Source organism: Mesorhizobium sp. B2-1-1, assembly GCF_006442975.2.
Taxonomy (GTDB): Bacteria; Pseudomonadota; Alphaproteobacteria; order Rhizobiales; family Rhizobiaceae; genus Mesorhizobium.
The window spans coordinates 3,790,036-3,810,657 of record NZ_CP083954.1; the positions used below are offsets into that span (position 1 = coordinate 3,790,036).

Annotated in this window: 28 protein-coding genes; 2 read left to right on the forward strand and 26 right to left on the reverse strand. The window is 62.4% G+C overall.

Going from position 1 to position 20,622, the window contains the following annotated elements; all coding sequences use genetic code 11:
- Positions 1-4 precede the first annotated feature (4 nt).
- From rpmD to rpsL, 24 genes are all read right to left on the reverse strand, one after another.
- Positions 5-202 (reverse strand): 50S ribosomal protein L30, encoded by a 198-nt coding sequence (rpmD, locus tag FJ972_RS18540; RefSeq protein ID WP_006205449.1) that lies wholly within the window; start codon positions 200-202, stop codon positions 5-7.
- A 24-nt stretch (positions 203-226) separates the two neighbouring features.
- Positions 227-790: a 30S ribosomal protein S5 gene (gene rpsE / locus FJ972_RS18545; RefSeq protein WP_006333394.1), complete on the reverse strand. Its 564-nt coding sequence runs from the start codon at positions 788-790 to the stop codon at positions 227-229.
- A gap of 147 nt (positions 791-937) precedes the next feature.
- On the reverse strand, positions 938-1,297 hold the full coding sequence (rplR, locus tag FJ972_RS18550) for a 50S ribosomal protein L18 (protein WP_140501271.1): 360 nt from the start codon (positions 1,295-1,297) through the stop codon (positions 938-940).
- A 139-nt stretch (positions 1,298-1,436) separates the two neighbouring features.
- Positions 1,437-1,970, reverse strand: coding sequence for a 50S ribosomal protein L6 (rplF, locus tag FJ972_RS18555; RefSeq protein WP_140501269.1), 534 nt, complete (start codon positions 1,968-1,970; stop codon positions 1,437-1,439).
- 92 nt (positions 1,971-2,062) lie between these two features.
- Complete coding sequence (gene rpsH, locus FJ972_RS18560) at positions 2,063-2,461, reverse strand: 30S ribosomal protein S8 (RefSeq protein WP_006205453.1); 399 nt, start codon at positions 2,459-2,461, stop codon at positions 2,063-2,065.
- Positions 2,462-2,473: 12 nt separating this feature from the next.
- Positions 2,474-2,779 (reverse strand): 30S ribosomal protein S14, encoded by a 306-nt coding sequence (gene rpsN / locus FJ972_RS18565; RefSeq protein ID WP_013895695.1) that lies wholly within the window; start codon positions 2,777-2,779, stop codon positions 2,474-2,476.
- Between the two features lie 27 nt (positions 2,780-2,806).
- Positions 2,807-3,385, reverse strand: coding sequence for a 50S ribosomal protein L5 (gene rplE, locus FJ972_RS18570; protein WP_140501265.1), 579 nt, complete (start codon positions 3,383-3,385; stop codon positions 2,807-2,809).
- Entirely contained in the window at positions 3,378-3,692 is a 315-nt protein-coding gene (rplX, locus tag FJ972_RS18575) for a 50S ribosomal protein L24 (RefSeq protein ID WP_006205456.1), read from the reverse strand. Before rplX ends, rplE begins: the two co-directional genes overlap by 8 nt.
- Before the next feature lie 12 nt (positions 3,693-3,704).
- Positions 3,705-4,073, reverse strand: coding sequence for a 50S ribosomal protein L14 (gene rplN / locus FJ972_RS18580; protein WP_006205457.1), 369 nt, complete (start codon positions 4,071-4,073; stop codon positions 3,705-3,707).
- 85 nt (positions 4,074-4,158) lie between these two features.
- Complete coding sequence (gene rpsQ / locus FJ972_RS18585; protein ID WP_010909280.1) at positions 4,159-4,398, reverse strand: 30S ribosomal protein S17; 240 nt, start codon at positions 4,396-4,398, stop codon at positions 4,159-4,161.
- 11 nt (positions 4,399-4,409) lie between these two features.
- Positions 4,410-4,610, reverse strand: coding sequence for a 50S ribosomal protein L29 (gene rpmC / locus FJ972_RS18590; protein WP_006205459.1), 201 nt, complete (start codon positions 4,608-4,610; stop codon positions 4,410-4,412).
- Between the two features lie 13 nt (positions 4,611-4,623).
- On the reverse strand, positions 4,624-5,037 hold the full coding sequence (rplP, locus tag FJ972_RS18595) for a 50S ribosomal protein L16 (protein WP_027026963.1): 414 nt from the start codon (positions 5,035-5,037) through the stop codon (positions 4,624-4,626).
- A 27-nt stretch (positions 5,038-5,064) separates the two neighbouring features.
- Positions 5,065-5,793, reverse strand: coding sequence for a 30S ribosomal protein S3 (rpsC, locus tag FJ972_RS18600; RefSeq protein WP_140501263.1), 729 nt, complete (start codon positions 5,791-5,793; stop codon positions 5,065-5,067).
- Positions 5,793-6,182 (reverse strand): 50S ribosomal protein L22, encoded by a 390-nt coding sequence (gene rplV / locus FJ972_RS18605; protein ID WP_006205462.1) that lies wholly within the window; start codon positions 6,180-6,182, stop codon positions 5,793-5,795. The genes rpsC and rplV overlap by 1 nt, the downstream gene beginning before the upstream one ends.
- 2 nt (positions 6,183-6,184) lie before the next feature.
- Positions 6,185-6,463, reverse strand: coding sequence for a 30S ribosomal protein S19 (gene rpsS, locus FJ972_RS18610; protein ID WP_006205463.1), 279 nt, complete (start codon positions 6,461-6,463; stop codon positions 6,185-6,187).
- Positions 6,464-6,479: 16 nt separating this feature from the next.
- Complete coding sequence (rplB, locus tag FJ972_RS18615; RefSeq protein ID WP_140501261.1) at positions 6,480-7,313, reverse strand: 50S ribosomal protein L2; 834 nt, start codon at positions 7,311-7,313, stop codon at positions 6,480-6,482.
- Between the two features lie 22 nt (positions 7,314-7,335).
- On the reverse strand, positions 7,336-7,629 hold the full coding sequence (locus FJ972_RS18620; RefSeq protein WP_006205465.1) for a 50S ribosomal protein L23: 294 nt from the start codon (positions 7,627-7,629) through the stop codon (positions 7,336-7,338).
- A complete protein-coding gene (rplD, locus tag FJ972_RS18625) occupies positions 7,626-8,246 on the reverse strand; it encodes a 50S ribosomal protein L4 (RefSeq protein ID WP_140501259.1) in 621 nt (206 codons plus the stop codon). Before rplD ends, FJ972_RS18620 begins: the two co-directional genes overlap by 4 nt.
- Positions 8,246-8,974, reverse strand: a complete 729-nt coding sequence (rplC, locus tag FJ972_RS18630; protein WP_140501257.1) for a 50S ribosomal protein L3 — start codon at positions 8,972-8,974, stop codon at positions 8,246-8,248. Before rplC ends, rplD begins: the two co-directional genes overlap by 1 nt.
- Before the next feature lie 61 nt (positions 8,975-9,035).
- A complete protein-coding gene (rpsJ, locus tag FJ972_RS18635; RefSeq protein WP_006205468.1) occupies positions 9,036-9,344 on the reverse strand; it encodes a 30S ribosomal protein S10 in 309 nt (102 codons plus the stop codon).
- A gap of 66 nt (positions 9,345-9,410) precedes the next feature.
- Positions 9,411-10,586: an elongation factor Tu gene (gene tuf / locus FJ972_RS18640; protein WP_140515452.1), complete on the reverse strand. Its 1,176-nt coding sequence runs from the start codon at positions 10,584-10,586 to the stop codon at positions 9,411-9,413.
- A gap of 65 nt (positions 10,587-10,651) precedes the next feature.
- On the reverse strand, positions 10,652-12,742 hold the full coding sequence (gene fusA, locus FJ972_RS18645) for an elongation factor G (RefSeq protein WP_140525521.1): 2,091 nt from the start codon (positions 12,740-12,742) through the stop codon (positions 10,652-10,654).
- A gap of 29 nt (positions 12,743-12,771) precedes the next feature.
- On the reverse strand, positions 12,772-13,242 hold the full coding sequence (gene rpsG, locus FJ972_RS18650; RefSeq protein ID WP_008875664.1) for a 30S ribosomal protein S7: 471 nt from the start codon (positions 13,240-13,242) through the stop codon (positions 12,772-12,774).
- A 63-nt stretch (positions 13,243-13,305) separates the two neighbouring features.
- The gene (gene rpsL / locus FJ972_RS18655) at positions 13,306-13,677 is read right to left on the reverse strand and encodes a 30S ribosomal protein S12 (RefSeq protein ID WP_006333356.1); all 372 of its coding nucleotides are present in this window, start codon (positions 13,675-13,677) and stop codon (positions 13,306-13,308) included.
- A gap of 483 nt (positions 13,678-14,160) precedes the next feature.
- Here rpsL and FJ972_RS18660 point away from each other — a divergent pair, with 483 nt between their 5' ends.
- Together FJ972_RS18660 and FJ972_RS18665 are read left to right on the forward strand one after the other, a co-directional pair.
- Positions 14,161-14,442 carry a transcriptional regulator gene (locus FJ972_RS18660; protein WP_140525522.1) on the forward strand — a complete coding sequence of 94 codons (282 nt, stop codon included), beginning with the start codon at positions 14,161-14,163 and terminating at the stop codon, positions 14,440-14,442.
- Positions 14,443-14,607: 165 nt separating this feature from the next.
- Positions 14,608-15,534: a Gfo/Idh/MocA family protein gene (locus FJ972_RS18665; protein WP_140515454.1), complete on the forward strand. Its 927-nt coding sequence runs from the start codon at positions 14,608-14,610 to the stop codon at positions 15,532-15,534.
- 49 nt (positions 15,535-15,583) lie between these two features.
- Here the strand turns inward: FJ972_RS18665 and FJ972_RS18670 are convergent, their stop codons facing one another.
- On the reverse strand, positions 15,584-16,249 hold the full coding sequence (locus tag FJ972_RS18670; protein ID WP_140515455.1) for an O-methyltransferase: 666 nt from the start codon (positions 16,247-16,249) through the stop codon (positions 15,584-15,586).
- Positions 16,250-16,334: 85 nt separating this feature from the next.
- Entirely contained in the window at positions 16,335-20,531 is a 4,197-nt protein-coding gene (rpoC, locus tag FJ972_RS18675; RefSeq protein WP_140501630.1) for a DNA-directed RNA polymerase subunit beta', read from the reverse strand.
- Between the last annotated feature and the right edge of the window lie 91 nt (positions 20,532-20,622).

The following is a 20,622-nucleotide window of genomic DNA, read 5'->3' on the forward strand; positions in this document are numbered from 1 at the left end:
GTGCTCAGCCCTCGTCCACGACGCGGACGAGATGCTGGACGGCAGCGATCATGCCGCGCACGGAAGGCGTATCTTCCAGCGTGCGCTGCTTGTGCATCTTGTTGAGGCCGAGGCCGACCAGCGTCGCGCGCTGTTCCTTCGGGCGGCGGATCGGCGAACCGATCTGCTCAACGGTGATGGTCTTGGTTGCTTTCTTGGCCATGGTCAAAATCCCTGGTCAGATCGACTATTCTTCAGCCGCGACGGCGGTGCCGCGGCGGGCCTGAAGGGTCGAATACTTGATGCCGCGCGCGGCAGCCACATCCTTGGGATGCATCTGGCTCTTCAGCGCGTCGAAAGTGGCGCGAACCATGTTGTAAGGGTTCGACGACCCCATCGACTTGGCGACCACGTCATGCATGCCGAGCGTCTCGAAGACGGCACGCATCGGGCCGCCGGCGATGATGCCGGTACCTTGCTTGGCGGCGCGCAGGAGAACACGGCCGGCGCCCCAGCGTCCCTCGACGTCGTGGTGCAGCGTGCGGCCCGAGCGCAGCGGCACGAAGATCATGTCGCGCTTGGCCGATTCGGTTGCCTTGCGGATGGCTTCCGGCACTTCGCGCGCCTTGCCGTGACCGAAGCCGACGCGGCCCTTCTGGTCGCCGACGACGACGAGTGCTGCAAAACCGAAGCGGCGGCCGCCCTTGACGACCTTGGCGACACGGTTGATGTGGACGAGCTTGTCGACCATGCCGTCATCGCGTTCTTCACGATCGCGGCCGCGGCCGCCATCCCTACGTTCCTGTGCCATATCCTGTTCCTTGTTCTTTTCCGGAAGCACGGGTTGCTGAATGCCGACGCCTCATTGCGGGTCGCCGACGGTGAAAATCATCACTCCCTTGCATGATCCGTTTCGAAAAGTCTGCAACTTTCTGCCGACTTTCGGTCCGGATCAGGCTTAGAAGCTCAAGCCGCCTTCACGAGCCGCCTCGGCCAGCGCCTTGACGCGGCCGTGATAGATGTACGGGCCGCGGTCGAAGACGACTTCCTTGACTCCCGCCTTGGCGGCACGCTCGGCGATCAGCTTGCCAATCGCGGCAGCGGCAGCGGTATCTGCACCGGTCTTGAGCGAACCCTTGAGGTCCTTCTCGAGGGTCGAGGCGGCAGCGATGGTGTGGCCCTTGGCGTCGTCGATGACCTGGACGTAGATGTTCTTCGACGTGCGGTGAACCGACAGGCGCGGACGCTCGCCGGCGACCTTCTTGATCTGGCGGCGGACGCGCTGCGCGCGGCGCTGAGTGGCTTCCTTGGTACCCATGATGGTCTTCCTTGCCTTCAGAAAACGGGGGCCGCCCTGTGCGGTAGGCGAAAGCGCCTCCCGCGACCGCTCCCCGCGGCGTTACACTTCCTGGCTTGGCCCCTTCCGAAAAGTCTGCACCTTCCCGGGGCCAAACCCACTACTTCTTCTTGCCTTCCTTGCGGACAATCTTCTCGCCTGCATAGCGGACGCCCTTGCCCTTGTAGGGCTCGGGACCACGGTATTCGCGGATTTCCGCGGCCACCTGGCCGACCTGCTGCTTGTCGATACCGGCCACGGTGATTTCGGTCGGCTTCGGCACGGTGATGGTGATGCCTTGCGGCGTCTCGTAGACGACATCGTGGCTGAAGCCGAGCGCCAGCTGCAGGTTCTTGCCCTGCAAGGCGGCGCGATAGCCGACGCCGGTGATCTCGAGCTTCTTCTCGAAGCCGTCCTTGACGCCCTGCAGGATGTTGACGATCTGCGTGCGCGACATGCCCCACTTGGAGCGGGCGGTCTTGGACTGGTCGCGCGGCTCGACAGCTATCTCGCTGCCTTCCATCTTGACCAGCACTTCGTCGTTGACCACGAACTTCAGCTCGCCCTTGGGGCCCTTCGCCGTCACGGTCTGGCCGTTGACGGTCGCGGTCACGCCCTGCGGCAGCGAAACGGGTTTCTTTCCAATACGAGACATTTTGTTGTCCTCGTCACTTCTCTTGTTTCAGGTCTCTGTCTTCGGAACGATCCGAAGACCGGATTCCATTTTTTCGGGATCACGCTGCCGGATCAGAAGATCTGGCAGAGGATCTCGCCACCGACATTCTGTTCGCGCGCTTCGTGGTCGGCCATCACGCCCTTCGGCGTCGAAAGGATGGCGATACCGAGGCCGTTGGCGACATGCGGGATCGACTTGGCCGAAACGTAAACGCGGCGGCCCGGCTTCGAGACGCGGGCGATTTCGCGCACCACCGGCGCTCCGTCGAAATACTTCAGCTCAATCTCGATTTCGGACTTGCCGTTGTCGAAATCGGTCTGGCTGTAGTCGCGGATATAGCCTTCAGCCTTCAGCACGTCGAGGACGCGGGTGCGCAGACGCGAGGCCGGCGTCGACACGCTCGACTTCTTGCGGCCATAGGCGTTGCGGATGCGGGTCAGCATATCGCCGAGAGGATCGCTCAATGACATGTTATGTCCTCCTTACCAGCTCGACTTGACCAGGCCCGGGATCTGGCCGTTATTGCCGAGATCACGAAGCGCGATGCGCGATACTTTGAGCTTGCGATAGTAGGCACGCGGACGGCCGGTGACTTCGCAGCGGTTGCGGATGCGGATCTTGGCCGAGTTGCGCGGCATGGCGGCAAGCTTGAGCTGAGCGCGGAAGCGCTCCTCCATCGGCTTGGACTGGTCCATGATGATCGCCTTCAGGGCAGCGCGCTTGGGACCGTACTGGTCGGCAAGCTTGCGGCGCCTGTTGTTCTTCTCGACTGAGCTGGTCTTTGCCATTTCAGATTTTTCCTTTTCTCGCTGCCGTTACTGGCGGAAGGGGAAGTTGAAGGCCTTGAGCAGTGCCCTGGCTTCGTCGTCCGTCTTCGCAGTCGTACAAACGATGACGTCCATGCCCCAGATCTGATCAACCTTGTCGTAGTTGATCTCCGGGAACACGATGTGTTCCTTGATGCCCATGGCGTAGTTGCCACGGCCATCGAAGCTCTTCGGATTCAGTCCGCGGAAGTCGCGGACGCGCGGCAGCGCGATGTTCACGAGGCGGTCAAGGAACTCGTACATGCGTTCCTTGCGCAGCGTGACCTTGGCGCCGATCGGCATCTTCTCGCGGACCTTGAAGCCCGCGATCGAATTGCGGGCGCGGGTGACGACGGCCTTCTGGCCGGCGATCATCGCCAGATCCTCGGCCGCGATCGAAGGCTTCTTCGAATCGCCGGTCGCTTCGCCAACGCCCATGTTCAGCACGATCTTGTCGATGCGCGGAACCTGCATCTCGTTGTCGTAACCGAACTGCTCCTGCAAGGCCTTGCGGATGGTATCGTTGTAGACCTGCTTGAGGCGCGGCGTGTTCTGGGCAGTCGCCTGCTTGGTTTGAGCCTTAGCCATTGATGACTTCTCCCGAGCGCTTGGCGACGCGCACCTTCTTGCCGTCCTTCTGGAAGATGAAGCCGACGCGGGTCGGCTTGCCATCCTTGGGGTCGGCCAGCGCGATGTTCGACAGCTGGATCGGCGCTTCCTTGGTGATGATCCCGCCCTCTTGGGACTGGGACTGCTTCTGGTGACGACGGATCATGTTGACGCCGCGCACCAGCGCGGTGTCGTCCTTCGGCTGAACCGACAGGACTTCGCCCGAACGGCCCTTGTCCTTGCCAGCCAGCACGACGACCTTGTCGCCTTTTCTAATCTTCTGCATTGGTCCGGCTCCTTACAGCACTTCAGGCGCGAGCGAGATGATCTTCATGTGGTTCTTGGCGCGGAGTTCGCGCGGAACCGGTCCGAAGATACGCGTGCCGATCGGCTCTTTCTTGTTGTCGACGAGAACGGCCGCGTTCTTGTCGAAACGGATCACGCTGCCGTCCGGGCGGCGGATGTCCTTGGCCGTGCGAACCACGACCGCCTTCATCACATCGCCCTTCTTCACGCGGCCGCGCGGGATGGCTTCCTTGATCGACACCACGATGATGTCGCCTACGGAAGCGTATTTCCGCTTCGAGCCGCCCAGCACCTTGATGCACATGACACGACGGGCGCCGGAATTATCCGCGACGTCGAGGTTTGTTTGCATCTGAATCATGACTGGCCGCCTTCTTCTTTTCTAACGGGACGGGTTCTTCACCCCTCCCCGGTCTGTCCAAAATTCGTTTGTTTACGCCCAGAGATCAGGCTTGGTCCGAAGACACGACAATCCAGCGCTTGTCCTTGGAAATCGGCTTCGATTCCTGGATGAACACCTGATCGCCAACCTTGTGGGCGTTGTTCTCGTCGTGCGCCTTGTACTTCTTGGTCATGCGCACGGTCTTCTTCATCACGGGATGCGTGAAGCGCCGTTCGACCTTGACGACAACCGTCTTCTCGTTCTTGTCGCTGACGACGGTGCCCTGCAGAATGCGCTTTGGCATGGTTTTCGTCCTTAAGCCTTCTTAGCCGCGGACTTTTCCGCAGCGATGGTCTTGATACGCGCAATGTCCTTGCGGACCTGCCTCACGCGCGCGGTCTTTTCGAGCTGGCCGGTCGCCTTCTGGAAGCGCAGGTTGAACTGCTCCTTCTTCAGGCTGGCCAGGTCGTCGGTCAGCTGGTCCTGGGTCTTGGTCCGGATGTCTTCGGCTTTCATGATCAGCCCGTCCTTATTCTGCGATGCGCTGTACGAAGCGCGTCCTGACCGAGAGCTTGGCCGCGCCGAGACGCAGTGCCTCACGGGCGGTTTCTTCATTGACGCCGTCGATCTCGAACATGATCCGGCCCGGCTTGACGCGCGCCGCCCAGTAGTCGACCGCGCCCTTGCCCTTGCCCATGCGGACTTCGGTCGGCTTCGAGGTGACCGGCAGATCCGGGAAAATACGGATCCAGACACGGCCGGCGCGCTTCATCTCGCGGGTGATCGCGCGGCGGGCCGCTTCGATCTCGCGCGCGGTGACGCGGTTCGGCTCAAGCGCCTTCAGCCCGAAACCACCGAAATCCAGGTTGGTGCCGCCCTTGGCGGTACCGTGGATGCGGCCCTTGAACTGCTTGCGGAACTTTGTGCGCTTTGGCTGCAGCATCGTTCTAACTCCAAATTCCTAAATGTCTCAGGCGTTTTCGCGACGACGACCGCGTTCGCGATCACCACCACCACCGCCATGCGCATGATCGCCCTCGGTCGCGCGGCGCTCCGAAGCCATCGGGTCGTGCTCGAGGATCTCGCCCTTGAACACCCACACCTTGACGCCGCAGATGCCGTACGCCGTATTCGCCTCGGCCGTGCCGTAGTCGACATCGGCACGCAGCGTGTGCAGCGGCACGCGGCCTTCACGGTACCATTCCATGCGCGCGATTTCAGCGCCGCCGAGACGGCCCGAGCAGTTGATGCGGATGCCTTCGGCACCGAGGCGCATCGCCGACTGCACGGCACGCTTCATGGCGCGGCGGAACGCGATGCGGCGCTCGAGCTGCTGGGCGATCGACTGGGCGACCAGGGTCGCGTCGATTTCCGGCTTGCGCACTTCGACGATGTTGAGGTGCGTCTCGGACTTGGTCATCTCCATCAGCTTCTTGCGAAGCTTCTCGATGTCGGCGCCCTTCTTGCCGATGATCAGACCCGGGCGCGCGGCATGGATGGTGACGCGGCACTTTTTGTGCGGACGCTCGATCACGACCTTCGAGATGGCAGCCTGCTTGAGCTCCTTCTCGAGGTACTTGCGGATCTTGATGTCCTCATGCAGCAGCTTGCCGTACTCGCCGGTGTTCGCGAACCAGCGCGAATCCCAGGTGCGGTTGATGCCGAGGCGAAGACCGATCGGATTGACTTTCTGGCCCATTATGCGGCCTCCCCTTTTTCTTCGACTTCACGAACGACGATCGTGAGGTGCGAGAACGGCTTCTCGATACGGCTGGCGCGACCACGGCCCCGGGCATGGAACCGCTTCATGACGATCGACTTGCCGACATAGGCTTCCGCCACGATCAGCGCATCGACGTCGAGGTCGTGATTGTTTTCCGCGTTGGCGATCGCCGATTCCAGCGTCTTCTTGACCGTGCCGGAAATCCGCTTGGCCGAGAATTCCAGGTCGGAAAGCGCTGTCGCGACCTTCTTGCCGCGGATCAGCGCGGCAACCAGGTTCAGCTTCTGCGGGCTGATACGGATCGTGCGCAGTACGGCGCGCGCTTCGTTGTCAGCAAGCCTGCGCGGAGCTTTGGCCTTGCCCATGATTATTTCCTCTTCGCCTTCTTATCCGCGCCGTGACCGTAATAGGTCCGCGTCGGAGCGAATTCACCGAACTTGTGACCGACCATGTCCTCGTTCACCGAGACGGGAACATGCTTCTGGCCGTTGTAGACACCGAAGGTGAAGCCGACGAACTGCGGCAGGATGGTGGAGCGACGGCTCCACATCTTGATCACCTCATTGCGACCACCTTCACGAACCTTGTCCACCTTCTTGAGAAGGTAGCCGTCGATGAAGGGGCCTTTCCAAATAGAACGAGTCACTTGGCGTTACCTCTTCTTAGCTCTTGCGCTGATGGCGCGAGCGCAGGATGAACTTGTCGGTCGCCTTGTTGGACCGCGTCTTCTTGCCCTTGGTCGGCTTGCCCCACGGCGAGACCGGATGGCGGCCACCGGAGGTGCGGCCTTCACCACCGCCATGCGGGTGGTCGACCGGGTTCATGGTCACGCCGCGATTGTGCGGGCGCTTGCCACGCCAAACCGTGCGGCCGGCCTTGCCGTCGTTGATGTTGCCGTGGTCCGGGTTGGACACGGCACCGACGGTAGCCATGCAGGAGCCGTGAACGACACGCTGCTCGCCCGAGTTGAGGCGCAGGATCGCCATGCCCTGGTCGCGGCCGACGAGCTGGGCGTAACCGCCAGCCGAACGGGCGACCTGGGCGCCCTTGCCCGGCTTCAGCTCGATGTTGTGGACGATCGTGCCGACCGGCATCGAGGCCAGCGGCATCGCATTGCCCGGCTTCACGTCGACCGCTTCGCCAGCCACGATCTTGTCGCCTGCGGCAAGGCGCTGCGGAGCGATGATGTAGGACAGCTCGCCATCGTCATACTTGATCAGCGCGATGAAGGCGGTGCGGTTCGGATCGTATTCAATGCGCTCGACCGTGCCGACGACGTCGAACTTGCGGCGCTTGAAATCGATGATGCGGTACGAACGCTTGTGACCGCCGCCGATGAAGCGTGCAGTGATGCGGCCGTAATTGTTACGGCCGCCCGACTTGGTCAGGCCCTCGGTCAGACCCTTGACGGGCTTGCCCTTGTAGAGGCCCGAGCGGTCGACGATGACCAGCTGACGGGTGCTCGGCGTTATCGGGTTGAATTTTTTAAGTGCCATTGTCCTGTCCTCGCGGCCTTGCTCAGAGACCCGTCGCGACGTCGATCGACTGGCCATCTGCCAGCGTCACTACCGCCTTCTTGACGTCGCTCTGGCGGCCGATCGTGCCGCGGAAGCGCTTGATCTTGCCCTTGCGGACAAGCGTGTTCACGGCCATCACCTTGACGCCGAACAGCGCTTCGACGGCGGCCTTGATTTCCGGCTTCGACGCCTTCTTGGCGACGTTGAAGACGACCTGGTTCTGCTCGGAAGCCATGGTCGACTTTTCGGTGATCGCCGGGCTGACGATTACGTCGTAGTGACGAAGGTCGGTCATTTAAAGCGCTCCTCGAGAGCCTCGACGGCGGCCTTCGAAAGGACCAGCGTGCCGCGGCGCAGAATGTCGTAGACGTTGATGCCCTGGATGGGCAGCACGTCGATGTTCGGGATGTTGGTCGCGGCCAGCTTGAAGTTCCGGTCGAGCTCGGCGCCACCAATCACCAGGGCGTTCGTCAGGCCCAGCGTCGCGAAATTCGCGATCAGCGCCTTGGTCTTTGCCTCGGTCAGCTTCAGCTCGTCGATGACGATGATCGACGCGCTCTTGGCCTTGGCCGAGAGAGCATGCTTGAGGCCGAGCGCGCGGACCTTCTTCGGCAGCTCGTGCTCGTGGCTGCGAACGACCGGGCCGTGAGCCTTGCCGCCGCCGCGGAACTGCGGAGCGCGTGCCGAATGGTGACGGGCGCGGCCCGTACCCTTCTGTTTGTACATCTTGGCGCCGGTGCGCGCGATCTCGGCGCGGCCCTTGGCCTTGTGCGTGCCCTGCTGCTTCTTGGCGAGCTGCCAGCGCACGACGCGCTGCAAAATGTCCTCGCGCGGATCAAGGCCGAAAATCTCCTCGGAGAGTTTCACCTTGCCGGCGTCCTTGCCGCCCAGCGTTGTGATCTTGAGATCCATTATTCCGCTCCCTCTGTGGCCGGAGCCTCATTCTTCGTGCCCATACCGGCAGCAACTGGGCGGATCGCGGCGGGCTTCGGCGCATTGGCCGGAAGCGCCACCTTGGCGGCGTCGCGAACCAGGATCCACGCACCCTTCGACCCGGGAACCGCGCCGCGGATCAGGATCAGGCCGCGGTCGGCATCGGTCGAGACGATCTCGACGTTCTGCGTGGTGACGCGCGTGTCGCCCATGTGGCCGGCCATCTTCTTGCCCTTGAACACCTTGCCGGGGTCCTGGCGCTGGCCGGTCGAGCCGTGCGTCCGGTGCGAGACCGAGTTACCGTGGGTCGCGCGGCCACCACCCATGTGGTGGCGCTTGATGACGCCCTGGAAACCCTTGCCGATCGTCGTGCCGGTGACGTCGACCTTCTGGCCGGCGACGAAATGCTCGACGGTGATCTCGGCGCCGACATCGATCATGTTGTCGGCGGAGACGCGGAACTCGGCAAGCTTGGCCTTCGGCTCGACGGAAGCGGTCGCGAAATGGCCGCGCATCGCCTTCGACGTGTTCTTCACCTTGGCAAGGCCAACGCCGAGCTGAACGGCGGTGTAGCCATTCTTCTCCTGCGTGCGCTGCGCCACGACCTGGCAGTTCTCCATCTGGAGAACGGTGACGGGAACATGTTCCCCGGCATCGTTGTAGATGCGGGTCATTCCCACCTTCTTTGCAATCACACCTGAACGCATCGGTTCAATTCCTTTAGAGTTCCGGGCCAGGGGCACCGCCCCTTACCGCGCTCTCATTCCCTTAGAGCTTGATCTCGACGTCGACACCGGCGGCCAGATCGAGCTTCATCAAAGCATCGACGGTCTGCGGGGTCGGATCGACGATATCGAGCAGACGCTTGTGCGTGCGCATCTCGAACTGCTCGCGGCTCTTCTTGTCGACGTGAGGCGACCGGTTGACCGTGAACTTTTCGATCCGCGTCGGCAGCGGAATGGGGCCGCGGACGTTGGCACCGGTGCGCTTGGCCGTCGACACGATTTCGCGCGTCGAGGCGTCGAGCACCCGGTGATCAAACGCCTTCAGGCGGATGCGGATATTCTGTCCGTTCATGCGTCACTTCCTTGTTCTGGCGCGGCGCGGGCACCCGCGCCCGCGACAGATCGGTTTAAGTCCAAATTACTCTTTGATGGTGACGACGATGCCGGCACCGACGGTGCGGCCGCCTTCACGGATGGCGAAGCGCAGCTTCTCTTCCATGGCGATCGGCACGATCAGCTCGACGTCGACCGTGATGTTGTCGCCAGGCATCACCATCTCGGTGCCGGCCGGCAGCGACACGATGCCGGTCACGTCGGTGGTGCGGAAGTAGAACTGCGGACGGTAGTTGGTGAAGAACGGCGTGTGACGGCCGCCCTCGTCCTTGGTCAGGATGTAGGCTTCGGCCACGAACTTCTTGTGCGGCTTCACCGAACCGGGCTTGGCCAGAACCTGGCCGCGCTCGACACCTTCACGGTCGACACCGCGCAGCAGCGCGCCGATGTTGTCGCCGGCCTGGCCCTGGTCGAGCAGCTTGCGGAACATCTCGACGCCCGTGCAGGTCGTCTTGGTGGTCGGACGAATGCCGATGATCTCCAGCTCCTCGCCGACCTTGACCACGCCGCGCTCGACGCGACCGGTCACGACCGTGCCGCGGCCCGAGATCGAGAACACGTCCTCGATCGGCATCAGGAACGGCTTGTCGAGCGGACGAACCGGCGTCGGGATGTAGGCGTCGACCTGAGCCATCAGCTCGCGGATCGCGTCCTCGCCGATCTTCTTGTCCGAATCTTCCAGCGCCGCCAGCGCCGAACCCTTGACGATCGGAATGTCGTCGCCGGGGAACTCGTTCTTGGTCAGCAATTCGCGAACCTCGAGCTCGACCAGCTCAAGCAGCTCGGCATCGTCAACCTGGTCGACCTTGTTCAAGAACACCACGATCGACGGCACGCCGACCTGGCGGGCCAAAAGGATGTGCTCGCGGGTCTGCGGCATCGGGCCGTCGGCGGCCGACACAACCAGGATCGCGCCGTCCATCTGCGCGGCACCCGTGATCATGTTCTTCACATAGTCGGCGTGGCCGGGGCAGTCGACATGGGCGTAGTGGCGGTTCTCCGTCTCGTACTCGACGTGAGCCGTCGAAATGGTGATGCCGCGCGCCTTCTCTTCCGGCGCCGCGTCAATCTGGTCATAGCGCTTGTATTCGCCAAAATACTTGGTGATCGCTGCCGTCAAAGACGTCTTGCCATGATCAACGTGGCCAATCGTGCCGATGTTCACATGCGGCTTGGTGCGCTCGAATTTACCTTTTGCCATGTGATGTCTCCATTCCTGCTCGCCCGTACGGGCTCTTAATTAAGTTGCCGCAGCACCCTGCCGGGTTACGCGTATTTCTTCTGGACTTCCTGGGCGACCGCGGTCGGGACCGGCTCGTAATGGTCGAACTGCATCGTGTATGCCGCACGGCCCTGGCTCATCGAGCGCAGATTGTCGACGTACTTGAACATGTTGGCGAGCGGCACCATCGCGTTGATGACGACTGCCACGCCGCGGGCTTCCTGGCCCTGGATCTGGCCACGACGGCCGTTGAGGTCGCCGATGACACCGCCGACATAATCTTCCGGCGTCACGACCTCGACCTTCATGATCGGCTCGAGCAGCTGCACGCCGAGCTTCGGCGAAGCTTCCATAAAGCAAGCGCGGGAAGCGATTTCGAATGCGAGCACCGAAGAGTCGACGTCGTGGAAAGCGCCGTCGATCAAGGTAGCCTTGACGCCGATCATCGGGAACCCGGCAAACGGGCCGGAACCCATCTTGCTCAGCAGGCCCTTCTCGACACCCGGGATGTATTCCTTCGGCACAGCGCCGCCGACGATCTTGGATTCGAACACGAAATCCTCGCCATCGGGGTTCGGCTCGAACACGATCTTCACGCGGGCGAACTGCCCGGTACCACCGGTCTGCTTCTTGTGCGTGTAGTCCTGCTCGTGCCTGCGGGTGATCGTCTCGCGATAAGCCACCTGCGGCGCACCAACATTGGCCTCGACCTTGAACTCGCGGCGCATGCGGTCGACGATGATGTCGAGGTGCAGCTCGCCCATGCCGGAAATGATGGTCTGGCCGCTTTCCTCGTCGGTCTTGACGCGGAAGGACGGATCCTCGGCAGCCAGGCGATGCAGAGCGAGGCCCATCTTTTCCTGGTCGTTCTTGGTCTTCGGCTCGATGGCGATCTGGATGACCGGATCGGGGAATTCCATACGCTCGAGGATGACCGGATGAAGCGGATCGCACAGCGTGTCGCCGGTGGTCGTGTCCTTGAGACCTGCGAGAGCGACGATGTCGCCGGCATAGGCCTCTTCAACGTCGGCACGGGAATTCGCATGCATCTGCAGCATGCGGCCGATGCGCTCTTTCTTGCCCTTCACGGTGTTGTCGACCGAGATGCCCTTGGTGAGCTTGCCCGAATAGATGCGGGCAAAGGTCAGCGAACCGACGAACGGGTCGTTCATAATCTTGAACGCCAGCATCGACAGCGGCTCGTCGTCGACGGCGTGACGCTCGATCTCGGCGTCGGTCTTGGCATCGACACCCTTGATCGCGGGCACATCGGCCGGCGACGGCAGGTATTCCACGACCGCGTCGAGCAGAGGCTGCACGCCCTTGTTCTTGAATGCCGAGCCGCAGAACATCGGGAAGAACTTGACCGCGATGGTGCCCTTGCGGATCAGCGCGCGGATCTCGTCATTCGACGGCATCTTGCCTTCGAGGTAGTTTTCAAGAGCCGTCTCGTCCATCTCGACGGCGGCCTCGATCATCTTCTCGCGGTATTCCTCGGCGCGGGCCTTGAGGTCGGCCGGGATCTCGACGACATCCCAGGCAGCGCCCAGCGTCTCGTCGCGCCAGACCAGCGCGTTCATCTCGACCAGGTCGACAACGCCCTTGAATTCGGTCTCGGCGCCGATCGGCAGCTGCATGACGACAGCCTGCGCACCAAGGCGCGAGCCGATCATCTCGACCGAGCGGTAGAAGTCGGCGCCGGTCTTGTCCATCTTGTTGCAGAAGATCATGCGCGGCACGCGGTACTTGTCGGCCTGGCGCCAGACGGTTTCCGTCTGCGGCTCCACACCGGCATTGGCGTCGAGCAGCGCGATGGCACCGTCAAGCACGCGCAGCGAACGCTCGACCTCGATGGTGAAGTCGACGTGTCCGGGCGTGTCGATGATGTTGAAGCGGTGCATCTTGCCGTCACGGCCCTTCCAGAAGGTCGTGGTCGCGGCCGACGTGATCGTGATGCCGCGTTCCTGCTCCTGCTCCATCCAGTCCATGGTCGCGGCGCCGTCGTGCACTTCGCCGATCTTGTGCGACTTGCCCGTGTAATAGAGGACGCGCTCGGTGGTCGTCGTCTTGCCGGCGTCGATATGCGCCATGATACCGAAATTGCGGTAGTCTTCGATTTTATATTCGCGAGCCATCGTAACTGCCTCTCAGTCTCTTTCGCGCTTTACCAGCGGTAGTGCGCGAAGGCGCGGTTGGCTTCAGCCATCTTGTGGGTGTCTTCACGCTTCTTCACGGCGGTGCCGCGGTTGTTGGCCGCGTCCATCAGCTCGCCGGAAAGGCGGTCGACCATGGTGGTCTCGTTGCGGTTGCGGGCCGCGGCGATCAGCCAACGAATGGCCAGCGCCTGACGGCGCTCGGGGCGCACGTCGACCGGAACCTGGTAGGTGGCGCCGCCGACGCGACGCGAACGCACTTCCACATGCGGCGCGACATTGTCGAGCGCCTGATGGAAGACGGTGACCGGCTCCTGTTTGGTCTTCGACTGGACCTGGTCGAGCGCGCCGTAGACGATGGTCTCGGCAACCGACTTCTTGCCGTCATACATGACGGCGTTCATGAACTTGGTGACGATCAGATCGCCGAACTTGGGGTCCGGATTGATCTCACGCTTTTCTGCACTGTGACGACGGGACATGGCTTTTGTCTCTCAATCTCTCATAGCCCGGCGCAGTCAAAAAAGCGCCGAAGCCGGAAAACCTTACTTCGGACGCTTGGCACCGTATTTCGAACGGCGCTGCTTGCGGTTCTTCACACCCTGCGTGTCGAGCACGCCGCGGATGATGTGGTAACGGACACCCGGAAGGTCCTTGACGCGGCCGCCGCGGATCATGACCACGGAGTGCTCCTGAAGGTTGTGACCTTCGCCGGGGATGTAACCGATCACCTCGAAACCATTGGTCAGGCGGATCTTGGCCACCTTGCGCAGCGCCGAGTTCGGCTTCTTCGGCGTCGTTGTGTAGACGCGCGTGCAGACGCCCCGCTTCTGCGGGTTCTGCTGCATGGCCGGGACCTTGTTGCGCTTCACCGGCGCAATGCGCGGCTTGCGGATCAGCTGGTTGACGGTAGGCATTAAACCCTCTTGTCTCTCAATTCCGTGTCTCGTGCCGGTCAAGGCTCGCTCAAAGCGTCATTTCCATACGCAAATTCGGGCCACAAACCGCGCCTTGCGGTCTTGCCCGAACAAATCGCAGAGGAAGCGGATACCGCTTCGTGCACGCCGGAAATGTCTTTTCGCTCGTAAAACGAACCCTGTTTGAGGCAAACTCCAAAGCGTGTCGCTTCGGAAGGGAGAGCCTCACATCGGTTCTGACTGGGCGGCTTCTACTCGCAAGCCCGCGTACCGTCAACCCCGGAGCGGCAAATATTGCATTGAAGCCGGGGCTTGGCAGCCATGCGTAAACCGCATGTAATTTTCTTTCGTAATTTTGCAAGGGCGAGGAAGAAAGTGCCAAGCCTTTAGCAAAGTGAATGGCTTTTGGCTGTTGCGCGGCGCGGCTTCATGCGAAAAAGCCGCATGAACAGTCAAAGCCCCTTGCCGCGAAGGAATCGGCCCGTGAACGACAACGAGGAACGCCCGGTCACTATCATCATCGGCCGGGTGTGGAAGAGAAAAGGCGGCAAGCCGGAAGGCGTGCACGTCATGCTGGTTGCGCCTGATGACGATTCGGCGGTGCGCCGTGCGCTCGAATCGTTGGCGGCGGAAGGTTACGCCGAAGCCGAGCTCGACCAGATCGGCGACATGGAGGGCGAGCCCGACGAGGAGCCGCATCTTTCGGCCTTCCAGGGCGCGCTCGAAGGCGAAGTGTCGATCGTGACCTTCGATGTGCCGATCTGAAAGCGTGCCGGCCCTCGCCGTTCGAATCGGCGCTGGAGCCTTCCAACGAGTGAAAGGCCGGCGCTGCAGCTCCGGCAAAGACGGAGTTGACCTTTCGGCTTCGGCTTGCCCGGGGCAAGTGTTCTGATAAGAAGCGCTCACCATTATCCAACAGACGGAGCGGCAGTGTCCCAGCCCATCAAGATAGGCATTGTCGGTGTCGGCAAGATCGTCCGCGACCAACACCTTCCGGCGCTCGCCAAGGACCGGGACTACCGGCTGATCGCCGCTGCCAGCCGGCATGGCAAGGTTGAAGACATCCATAATTTTCCCGATATCGAGACGATGCTTGGCGCTGTTCCCGAACTCGACGCCGTCTCACTCTGCATGCCGCCGCAATTCCGCTACGCTGCGGCGCGCACCGCGCTCGAGGCGAAGAAGCACGTGTTCCTGGAAAAGCCGCCCGGCGCCACGGTCAGCGAGGTCGAGGACCTGAAGGCGCTGGCGACGAAACAGGGCGTGTCGCTGTTCGCCAGTTGGCATTCGCGCTATGCGCCGGCGGTTGAAGCGGCGCGGACTTTTTTGGCCGCGACGCAAATCAAATCAGCGGCAATCGTCTGGAAGGAAGACGTGCGCCGCTGGCACCCGAACCAGGACTGGATCTGGCAGCCAGGCGGCTTCGGCGTCTTCGATCCAGGCATCAACGCGCTGTCGATCGCGACCTACATCCTGCCCGCCATGTACATCACCTCGGCCGCGCTCGACTTCCCGGAGAACCGCGACGCGCCGATCGCCGCCCAGGTCGCCTTCCGCGCGGCGAACGGGTCGGCGGTGACGATGGATCTCGATTGGCTCCAGACCGGGCCGCAGAGCTGGGACATTCTCGCCGATACCGATGCCGGCAAGATGGTGCTCTCGGGCGGTGGCTCGAAACTCGCCATCGACGGCCGCGTCGTCCATGAAGAACCGGAAGCGGAATATCCTGAACTCTACAGGCGTTTCGCCGAAATCGTGCGCGCCGGCACTTCCGATGTCGATCTCGCGCCCCTCCAGCATGTCGCCGACGCCTTCATGCTCGGCAAGCGCAATGTGGTCGAGGCGTTCTTCGACTGAACAGCGGCCGTAGACCGGATCCGCGATCCGGTCCGCCTATCGCAACAACTCAATCGACAATCGCTATGGCAAACCCGTCATAGCCCTTGGCGCCGACAGTCTGGATCGCGGTGCCGTCCAGGCGCTTGTCGCCGCCGATGAAAGAGAACGCCGCGCGTGCACCTTCGATGTTGGCGTCGCGACCGTCCTCGTCGAGCACCGCGCCGTCACGGATGACGTTGTCGCAGACGATGACCGTTCCCGAGCGCGAGAGCCGCATGGCCCAGGAGAGATAGTTGGGGTTGTTAGGCTTGTCGGCGTCGATGAAAACGAGGTCGAACGGCCCGGCATTTTCGGCGCCCAGCGCAGCGAGCGACTGCAGCGCCGGCCCGACTCGCAGATCGATCCGTTCGGAAACCCCTGCCCGGTCGAAATTCGAACGCGCGACCTTGGCGTGGTGCGGATCGAGTTCGAGCGTCACGATCTTGCCGCCGGCCGGCAATCCCCGCGCCATCCAAATGGTGGAATAACCGCCCAGCGTACCAATCTCGAGCACCTTTTTCGCGCCGCGAATGCGCACCAGCAGCGAGAGCAGCTTTCCTTGCGCCGCCGAGACGTCGATCGCCGGCAAGCCACCGTCGCGGTTGGCCGCCAGGACCGCGTCGAGAACGGGATCCGCCTCGAAGAGCGAGGAAACGATGTAGTTATCGACAGCCGTCCAGGTTTTCGTGCTCATCTGCCTTCCTCGATTGTTCGTTGAAACGAAAAGGCCGCCGGGTTGCCCCGGCGGCCTTGTTGCCTGAGATCTCTTGCCGCCGCGCTTATTGCGCGGCGGTTGTCATGTCGGCCAGCATCGGCTCGGCGACTTCGACACCGGAGGCCTTGCGGCGCTCGTCGATGATCAGTTCGTCGCGCGAGGTGGCGATGCGGCGGATCTGGCTCATCGTGCCGCCGGTACCGGCCGGGATCAGCCGGCCGACGATGACGTTTTCCTTCAAGCCCTGCAGCATGTCGGTCTTGCCGGCAACCGCGGCTTCCGTCAGCACCCTGGTCGTCTCCTGGAAGGAGGCGGCCGAGATGAAGGACGGCGTCTGCAGCGAAGCCTTGGTGATGCCGAGCAGCACCGGCTGGCCTTCGGCCGGCTTCTTGCCGTCCTCGATCAGGCGCTCGTTGACCTCTTCCAGTTCGATCACGTCGACGTGGTCGCCCGGAATATAGGTCGAGTCGCCCTGCGTGGTGATCTCGACCTTCTGCAGCATCTGCCGAACGATCACCTCGATGTGCTTGTCGTTGATCGACACGCCCTGCAGACGGTAGACCTCCTGGATCTCGTTGACGAGGTAGGACGCAAGCGCCTCCACGCCCTTGATCGCCAGGATGTCGTGCGGCGCCGGATTGCCGTCGAGGATGTAGTCGCCCTTCTCGATGACGTCGCCGTCTTGGAGATGGAACGGCTTGCCCTTCGGGATCAGGTATTCGACAGGCTCAAGCGTCGAGTCATGCGGCTCGATGATGATGCGGCGCTTGTTCTTGTAGTCGCGGCCGAAGCGGATCGTACCATCGATCTCTGCGATGATGGCGTGATCCTTCGGACGACGGGCCTCGAACAGCTCGGCAACACGCGGCAGACCGCCGGTGATGTCCTTGGTCTTGGCGCTTTCCATCGGGATACGCGCCAGGACGTCGCCAGGGCGAACCTGAGCACCCGGCTCGACCGAGAGAATGGCCTCGACCGAGAGCAGGAAGCGGGCATCGCCGCCCTTCGACAGCTTGCCGACCTTGCCCTTGGCGTCCTGAACGACGATCGCCGGCTTCAGGTCGTTGCCGCGCGGCGTCGAACGCCAGTCGATGACCTCGCGCTTGGTGATGCCGGTCGACTCGTCGGCCGTTTCCTGGACGGAAATGCCGTCGACCAGATCCTCGAACGCCACCTTGCCCTCGATTTCGGTGAGGATCGGGCGGGTGTAAGGATCCCACTCGGCGATGCGCTGGCCGCGCTTCACCTTGTCGCCATCATCCACGAAGATGCGCGAACCATAGGTGACGCGGTGCGTGGCGCGCTCCTTGCCGGCTTCGTCGAGGATCAGCACCGCCATGTTGCGGCCCATGACCATCTGCTGGCCGTCCGAGTTGCGCACCACGTTGCGGTTGCGGATCTCGACCTTGCCCTCATAGGAGGCTTCAAGGAACGAGCTATCCACCACCTGCGCCGTACCGCCCATGTGGAAGGTACGCATGGTGAGCTGGGTGCCCGGCTCACCGATCGACTGCGCCGCGATGACGCCGACGGCCTCGCCCTGGTTGACCGGGGTGCCCCGGGCCAGATCGCGTCCGTAGCAGACCGCGCAGACGCCGACCCTGACTTCGCAAGTCAGCGCCGAGCGGATCCGGACCGACTGCACGCCGGCCTTCTCGATCTGCTCCACGTCGCGCTCGTCCATCAGCGTTCCGGCCTTGACCAGCAATTCGCCGGTCACCGGATGGTTGATGTCGTCGAGCGCGGTGCGGCCCAGCACGCGCTGGCCGACCGAAGCGACGACCTGACCGGCATCGACGATCGGCTGCATGGTGAGGCCCTTGTCGGTGCCGCAGTCCACGGAGTTGACGATGCAGTCCTGCGCCACGTCGACCAGACGACGGGTGAGATAGCCCGAGTTCGCCGTCTTCAAGGCGGTGTCCGCCAGACCCTTGCGGGCGCCGTGGGTCGAGTTGAAGTACTCGAGCACGGTCAGGCCTTCCTTGAAGTTCGAGATGATCGGCGTCTCGATGATTTCACCCGATGGCTTGGCCATCAGGCCGCGCATGCCGGCGAGCTGGCGCATCTGGGTGGGCGAGCCGCGCGCACCGGAGTGCGACATCATGTAGATCGAGTTCATCGGCTTCTGACGACCATTGTCCTCGAACTCGACCGCCTTGATGCGGGCCATCATTTCGTCGGCGACCTTTTCCGAGCACTTGGCCCAGGCGTCGACGACCTTGTTGTACTTTTCGCCCTGCGTGATCAGGCCGTCATTGTACTGCTGCTCGTATTCCTTGGCCAAGGCCTCGGTGTCCGACACCAGCTTGATCTTGGTATCCGGGATCAGCATGTCGTCCTTGCCGAACGAAATGCCGGCGCGGCAGGCATGGGCGAAACCGAGCGCCATGATGCGATCGCAGAAAATGACCGTCTCCTTCTGACCGCAATGGCGGTAGACGGTGTCGATCATCTTGGAGATGTTCTTCTTGGTCATCTCCTGGTTGGCGGTCTCGTAAGGCACGTTGACGTTCTTCGGCAGAAGCTCGCCGATGATCATGCGGCCAGGCGTGGTGTCGTAGATCTTCGACACGACCTTGCCCTCGGCGTCGACCGAGCGGAAGCGGCCCTTGATCTTGGCGTGCAGGGTCACCGCCTTGGTCTCGAGCGCGTGCTGGAGTTCGCCCATGTCGGCAAACACCATGCCCTCGCCCGGCTCGTTCTGGTTGACGATCGAGAGGTAGTAGAGACCCAGAACCATGTCCTGCGACGGCACGATGATCGGCGCGCCGGAAGCCGGGTGCAGGATGTTGTTGGTTGACATCATCAGCACGCGGGCTTCCAACTGCGCTTCCAGCGACAGCGGCACGTGGACCGCCATCTGGTCGCCGTCGAAGTCGGCGTTGAAGGCCGTGCAGACCAGCGGATGCAGCTGGATCGCCTTGCCTTCGATCAGGATCGGCTCGAACGCCTGGATGCCGAGGCGGTGCAGCGTCGGCGCGCGGTTCAAGAGCACCGGATGCTCGCGGATGACCTCGTCGAGGATATCCCAGACTTCCGGACGCTCCTTCTCGACCAGCTTCTTCGCCTGCTTGACGGTCGAGGAGTAACCCTTCGCGTCGAGGCGGGCGTAGATGAAGGGCTTGAACAGTTCGAGCGCCATCTTCTTGGGCAGGCCGCACTGGTGCAGCTTGAGCTCCGGACCGGTGACGATGACCGAACGGCCGGAATAGTCGACGCGCTTGCCGAGCAGGTTCTGGCGGAACCGGCCCTGCTTGCCCTTGAGCATATCCGACAGCGACTTCAGCGGACGCTTGTTGGCGCCGGTGATGACGCGGCCACGGCGGCCGTTGTCGAACAGCGCGTCGACGGCCTCCTGCAGCATGCGCTTTTCATTGCGCACGATGATGCCGGGGGCACGCAACTCGATCAGCCGCTTCAGACGGTTGTTGCGGTTGATGACGCGGCGATAGAGATCGTTGAGGTCCGACGTCGCGAAACGTCCGCCGTCCAGCGGGACGAGCGGGCGCAGGTCCGGCGGGATCACCGGAACCACCTTCATGATCATCCATTCCGGACGGTTGCCGGACTCCATGAAGTTCTCGACGACCTTGAGCCGCTTGAGATACTTCTTCTGCTTCAGCTCGGATGTGGTCGAAGCCAGCTCCGAACGCAGGTCGCCGGCGATCTTCTCCAGGTCCATGCCGGCCAGAAGGTCATGAATGGCCTCGGCGCCGATCATGGCGGTGAAGCTATCCTCGCCATATTCGTCGACGGCGATCATGTACTCTTCCTCGCTGAGCAGCTGGTGCTCCTTCAGCGCGGTGAGGCCGGGTTCGGTGACGATGTAGTTCTCGAAGTAGAGGACGCGCTCGATGTCCTTCAGGGTCATGTCGAGCAGCGTGCCGATGCGCGAGGGCAGCGACTTCAGGAACCAGATATGGGCGACGGGTGCCGCCAGCTCGATATGGCCCATGCGCTCGCGGCGAACGCGCGACAGCGTGACCTCGACACCGCACTTTTCGCAGATGACGCCCTTGTACTTCATGCGCTTGTACTTGCCGCACAGGCACTCGTAGTCCTTGATCGGGCCAAAAATGCGCGCGCAGAACAGACCGTCACGCTCCGGCTTGAAGGTGCGGTAGTTGATGGTCTCCGGCTTCTTGATCTCGCCGAACGACCAGGACAGAATCTTCTCAGGGCTGGCGAGCGATATCCGGATGGAATCGAACACCTGCGCCGGCGCCTGGGGATTGAAGAGATTCATGACCTCTTGGTTCATGCCGTTCTCCTTTCGGGGTCCTCGAAAACCCCTTGCATCTGATGCGGGGCAAATGCCCGCTGAGTGGTCGGCCCACCGGCCGAAGAATTTG

What these genes read in the sequence shown, in the direction of transcription:
- rpsL (WP_006333356.1), bottom strand. Translation starts at nt 13,677, where the DNA reads ATGCCTACCGTCAACCAGCTGATCCGCAAGCCGCGCATTGCGCCGGTG.
- rplX (WP_006205456.1), bottom strand. Translation starts at nt 3,692, where the DNA reads ATGCAGAAGATTAGAAAAGGCGACAAGGTCGTCGTGCTGGCTGGCAAG.
- rplD (WP_140501259.1), bottom strand. Translation starts at nt 8,246, where the DNA reads ATGGATCTCAAGATCACAACGCTGGGCGGCAAGGACGCCGGCAAGGTG.
- rplF (WP_140501269.1), bottom strand. Translation starts at nt 1,970, where the DNA reads ATGTCTCGTATTGGAAAGAAACCCGTTTCGCTGCCGCAGGGCGTGACC.
- rpsQ (WP_010909280.1), bottom strand. Translation starts at nt 4,398, where the DNA reads ATGCCAAAGCGCATTCTGCAGGGCACCGTCGTCAGCGACAAGAACGAG.
- rpsE (WP_006333394.1), bottom strand. Translation starts at nt 790, where the DNA reads ATGGCACAGGAACGTAGGGATGGCGGCCGCGGCCGCGATCGTGAAGAA.
- rplB (WP_140501261.1), bottom strand. Translation starts at nt 7,313, where the DNA reads ATGGCACTTAAAAAATTCAACCCGATAACGCCGAGCACCCGTCAGCTG.
- rpsJ (WP_006205468.1), bottom strand. Translation starts at nt 9,344, where the DNA reads ATGAACGGACAGAATATCCGCATCCGCCTGAAGGCGTTTGATCACCGG.
- rplP (WP_027026963.1), bottom strand. Translation starts at nt 5,037, where the DNA reads ATGCTGCAGCCAAAGCGCACAAAGTTCCGCAAGCAGTTCAAGGGCCGC.
- rplN (WP_006205457.1), bottom strand. Translation starts at nt 4,073, where the DNA reads ATGATTCAGATGCAAACAAACCTCGACGTCGCGGATAATTCCGGCGCC.
- fusA (WP_140525521.1), bottom strand. Translation starts at nt 12,742, where the DNA reads ATGGCTCGCGAATATAAAATCGAAGACTACCGCAATTTCGGTATCATG.
- rplE (WP_140501265.1), bottom strand. Translation starts at nt 3,385, where the DNA reads ATGGCTAAGGCTCAAACCAAGCAGGCGACTGCCCAGAACACGCCGCGC.
- tuf (WP_140515452.1), bottom strand. Translation starts at nt 10,586, where the DNA reads ATGGCAAAAGGTAAATTCGAGCGCACCAAGCCGCATGTGAACATCGGC.
- rpoC (WP_140501630.1), bottom strand. Translation starts at nt 20,531, where the DNA reads ATGAACCAAGAGGTCATGAATCTCTTCAATCCCCAGGCGCCGGCGCAG.
- rplR (WP_140501271.1), bottom strand. Translation starts at nt 1,297, where the DNA reads ATGGGTACCAAGGAAGCCACTCAGCGCCGCGCGCAGCGCGTCCGCCGC.
- rpmD (WP_006205449.1), bottom strand. Translation starts at nt 202, where the DNA reads ATGGCCAAGAAAGCAACCAAGACCATCACCGTTGAGCAGATCGGTTCG.
- rplV (WP_006205462.1), bottom strand. Translation starts at nt 6,182, where the DNA reads ATGGGCAAGGCCAAAGCTCCGCGCAGGCTTGCTGACAACGAAGCGCGC.
- FJ972_RS18620 (WP_006205465.1), bottom strand. Translation starts at nt 7,629, where the DNA reads ATGACCGACCTTCGTCACTACGACGTAATCGTCAGCCCGGCGATCACC.
- rpmC (WP_006205459.1), bottom strand. Translation starts at nt 4,610, where the DNA reads ATGAAAGCCGAAGACATCCGGACCAAGACCCAGGACCAGCTGACCGAC.
- rpsC (WP_140501263.1), bottom strand. Translation starts at nt 5,793, where the DNA reads ATGGGCCAGAAAGTCAATCCGATCGGTCTTCGCCTCGGCATCAACCGC.
- rpsG (WP_008875664.1), bottom strand. Translation starts at nt 13,242, where the DNA reads ATGTCCCGTCGTCACAGTGCAGAAAAGCGTGAGATCAATCCGGACCCC.
- rpsH (WP_006205453.1), bottom strand. Translation starts at nt 2,461, where the DNA reads ATGTCATTGAGCGATCCTCTCGGCGATATGCTGACCCGCATCCGCAAC.
- rpsN (WP_013895695.1), bottom strand. Translation starts at nt 2,779, where the DNA reads ATGGCAAAGACCAGCTCAGTCGAGAAGAACAACAGGCGCCGCAAGCTT.
- rplC (WP_140501257.1), bottom strand. Translation starts at nt 8,974, where the DNA reads ATGCGTTCAGGTGTGATTGCAAAGAAGGTGGGAATGACCCGCATCTAC.
- FJ972_RS18670 (WP_140515455.1), bottom strand. Translation starts at nt 16,249, where the DNA reads ATGAGCACGAAAACCTGGACGGCTGTCGATAACTACATCGTTTCCTCG.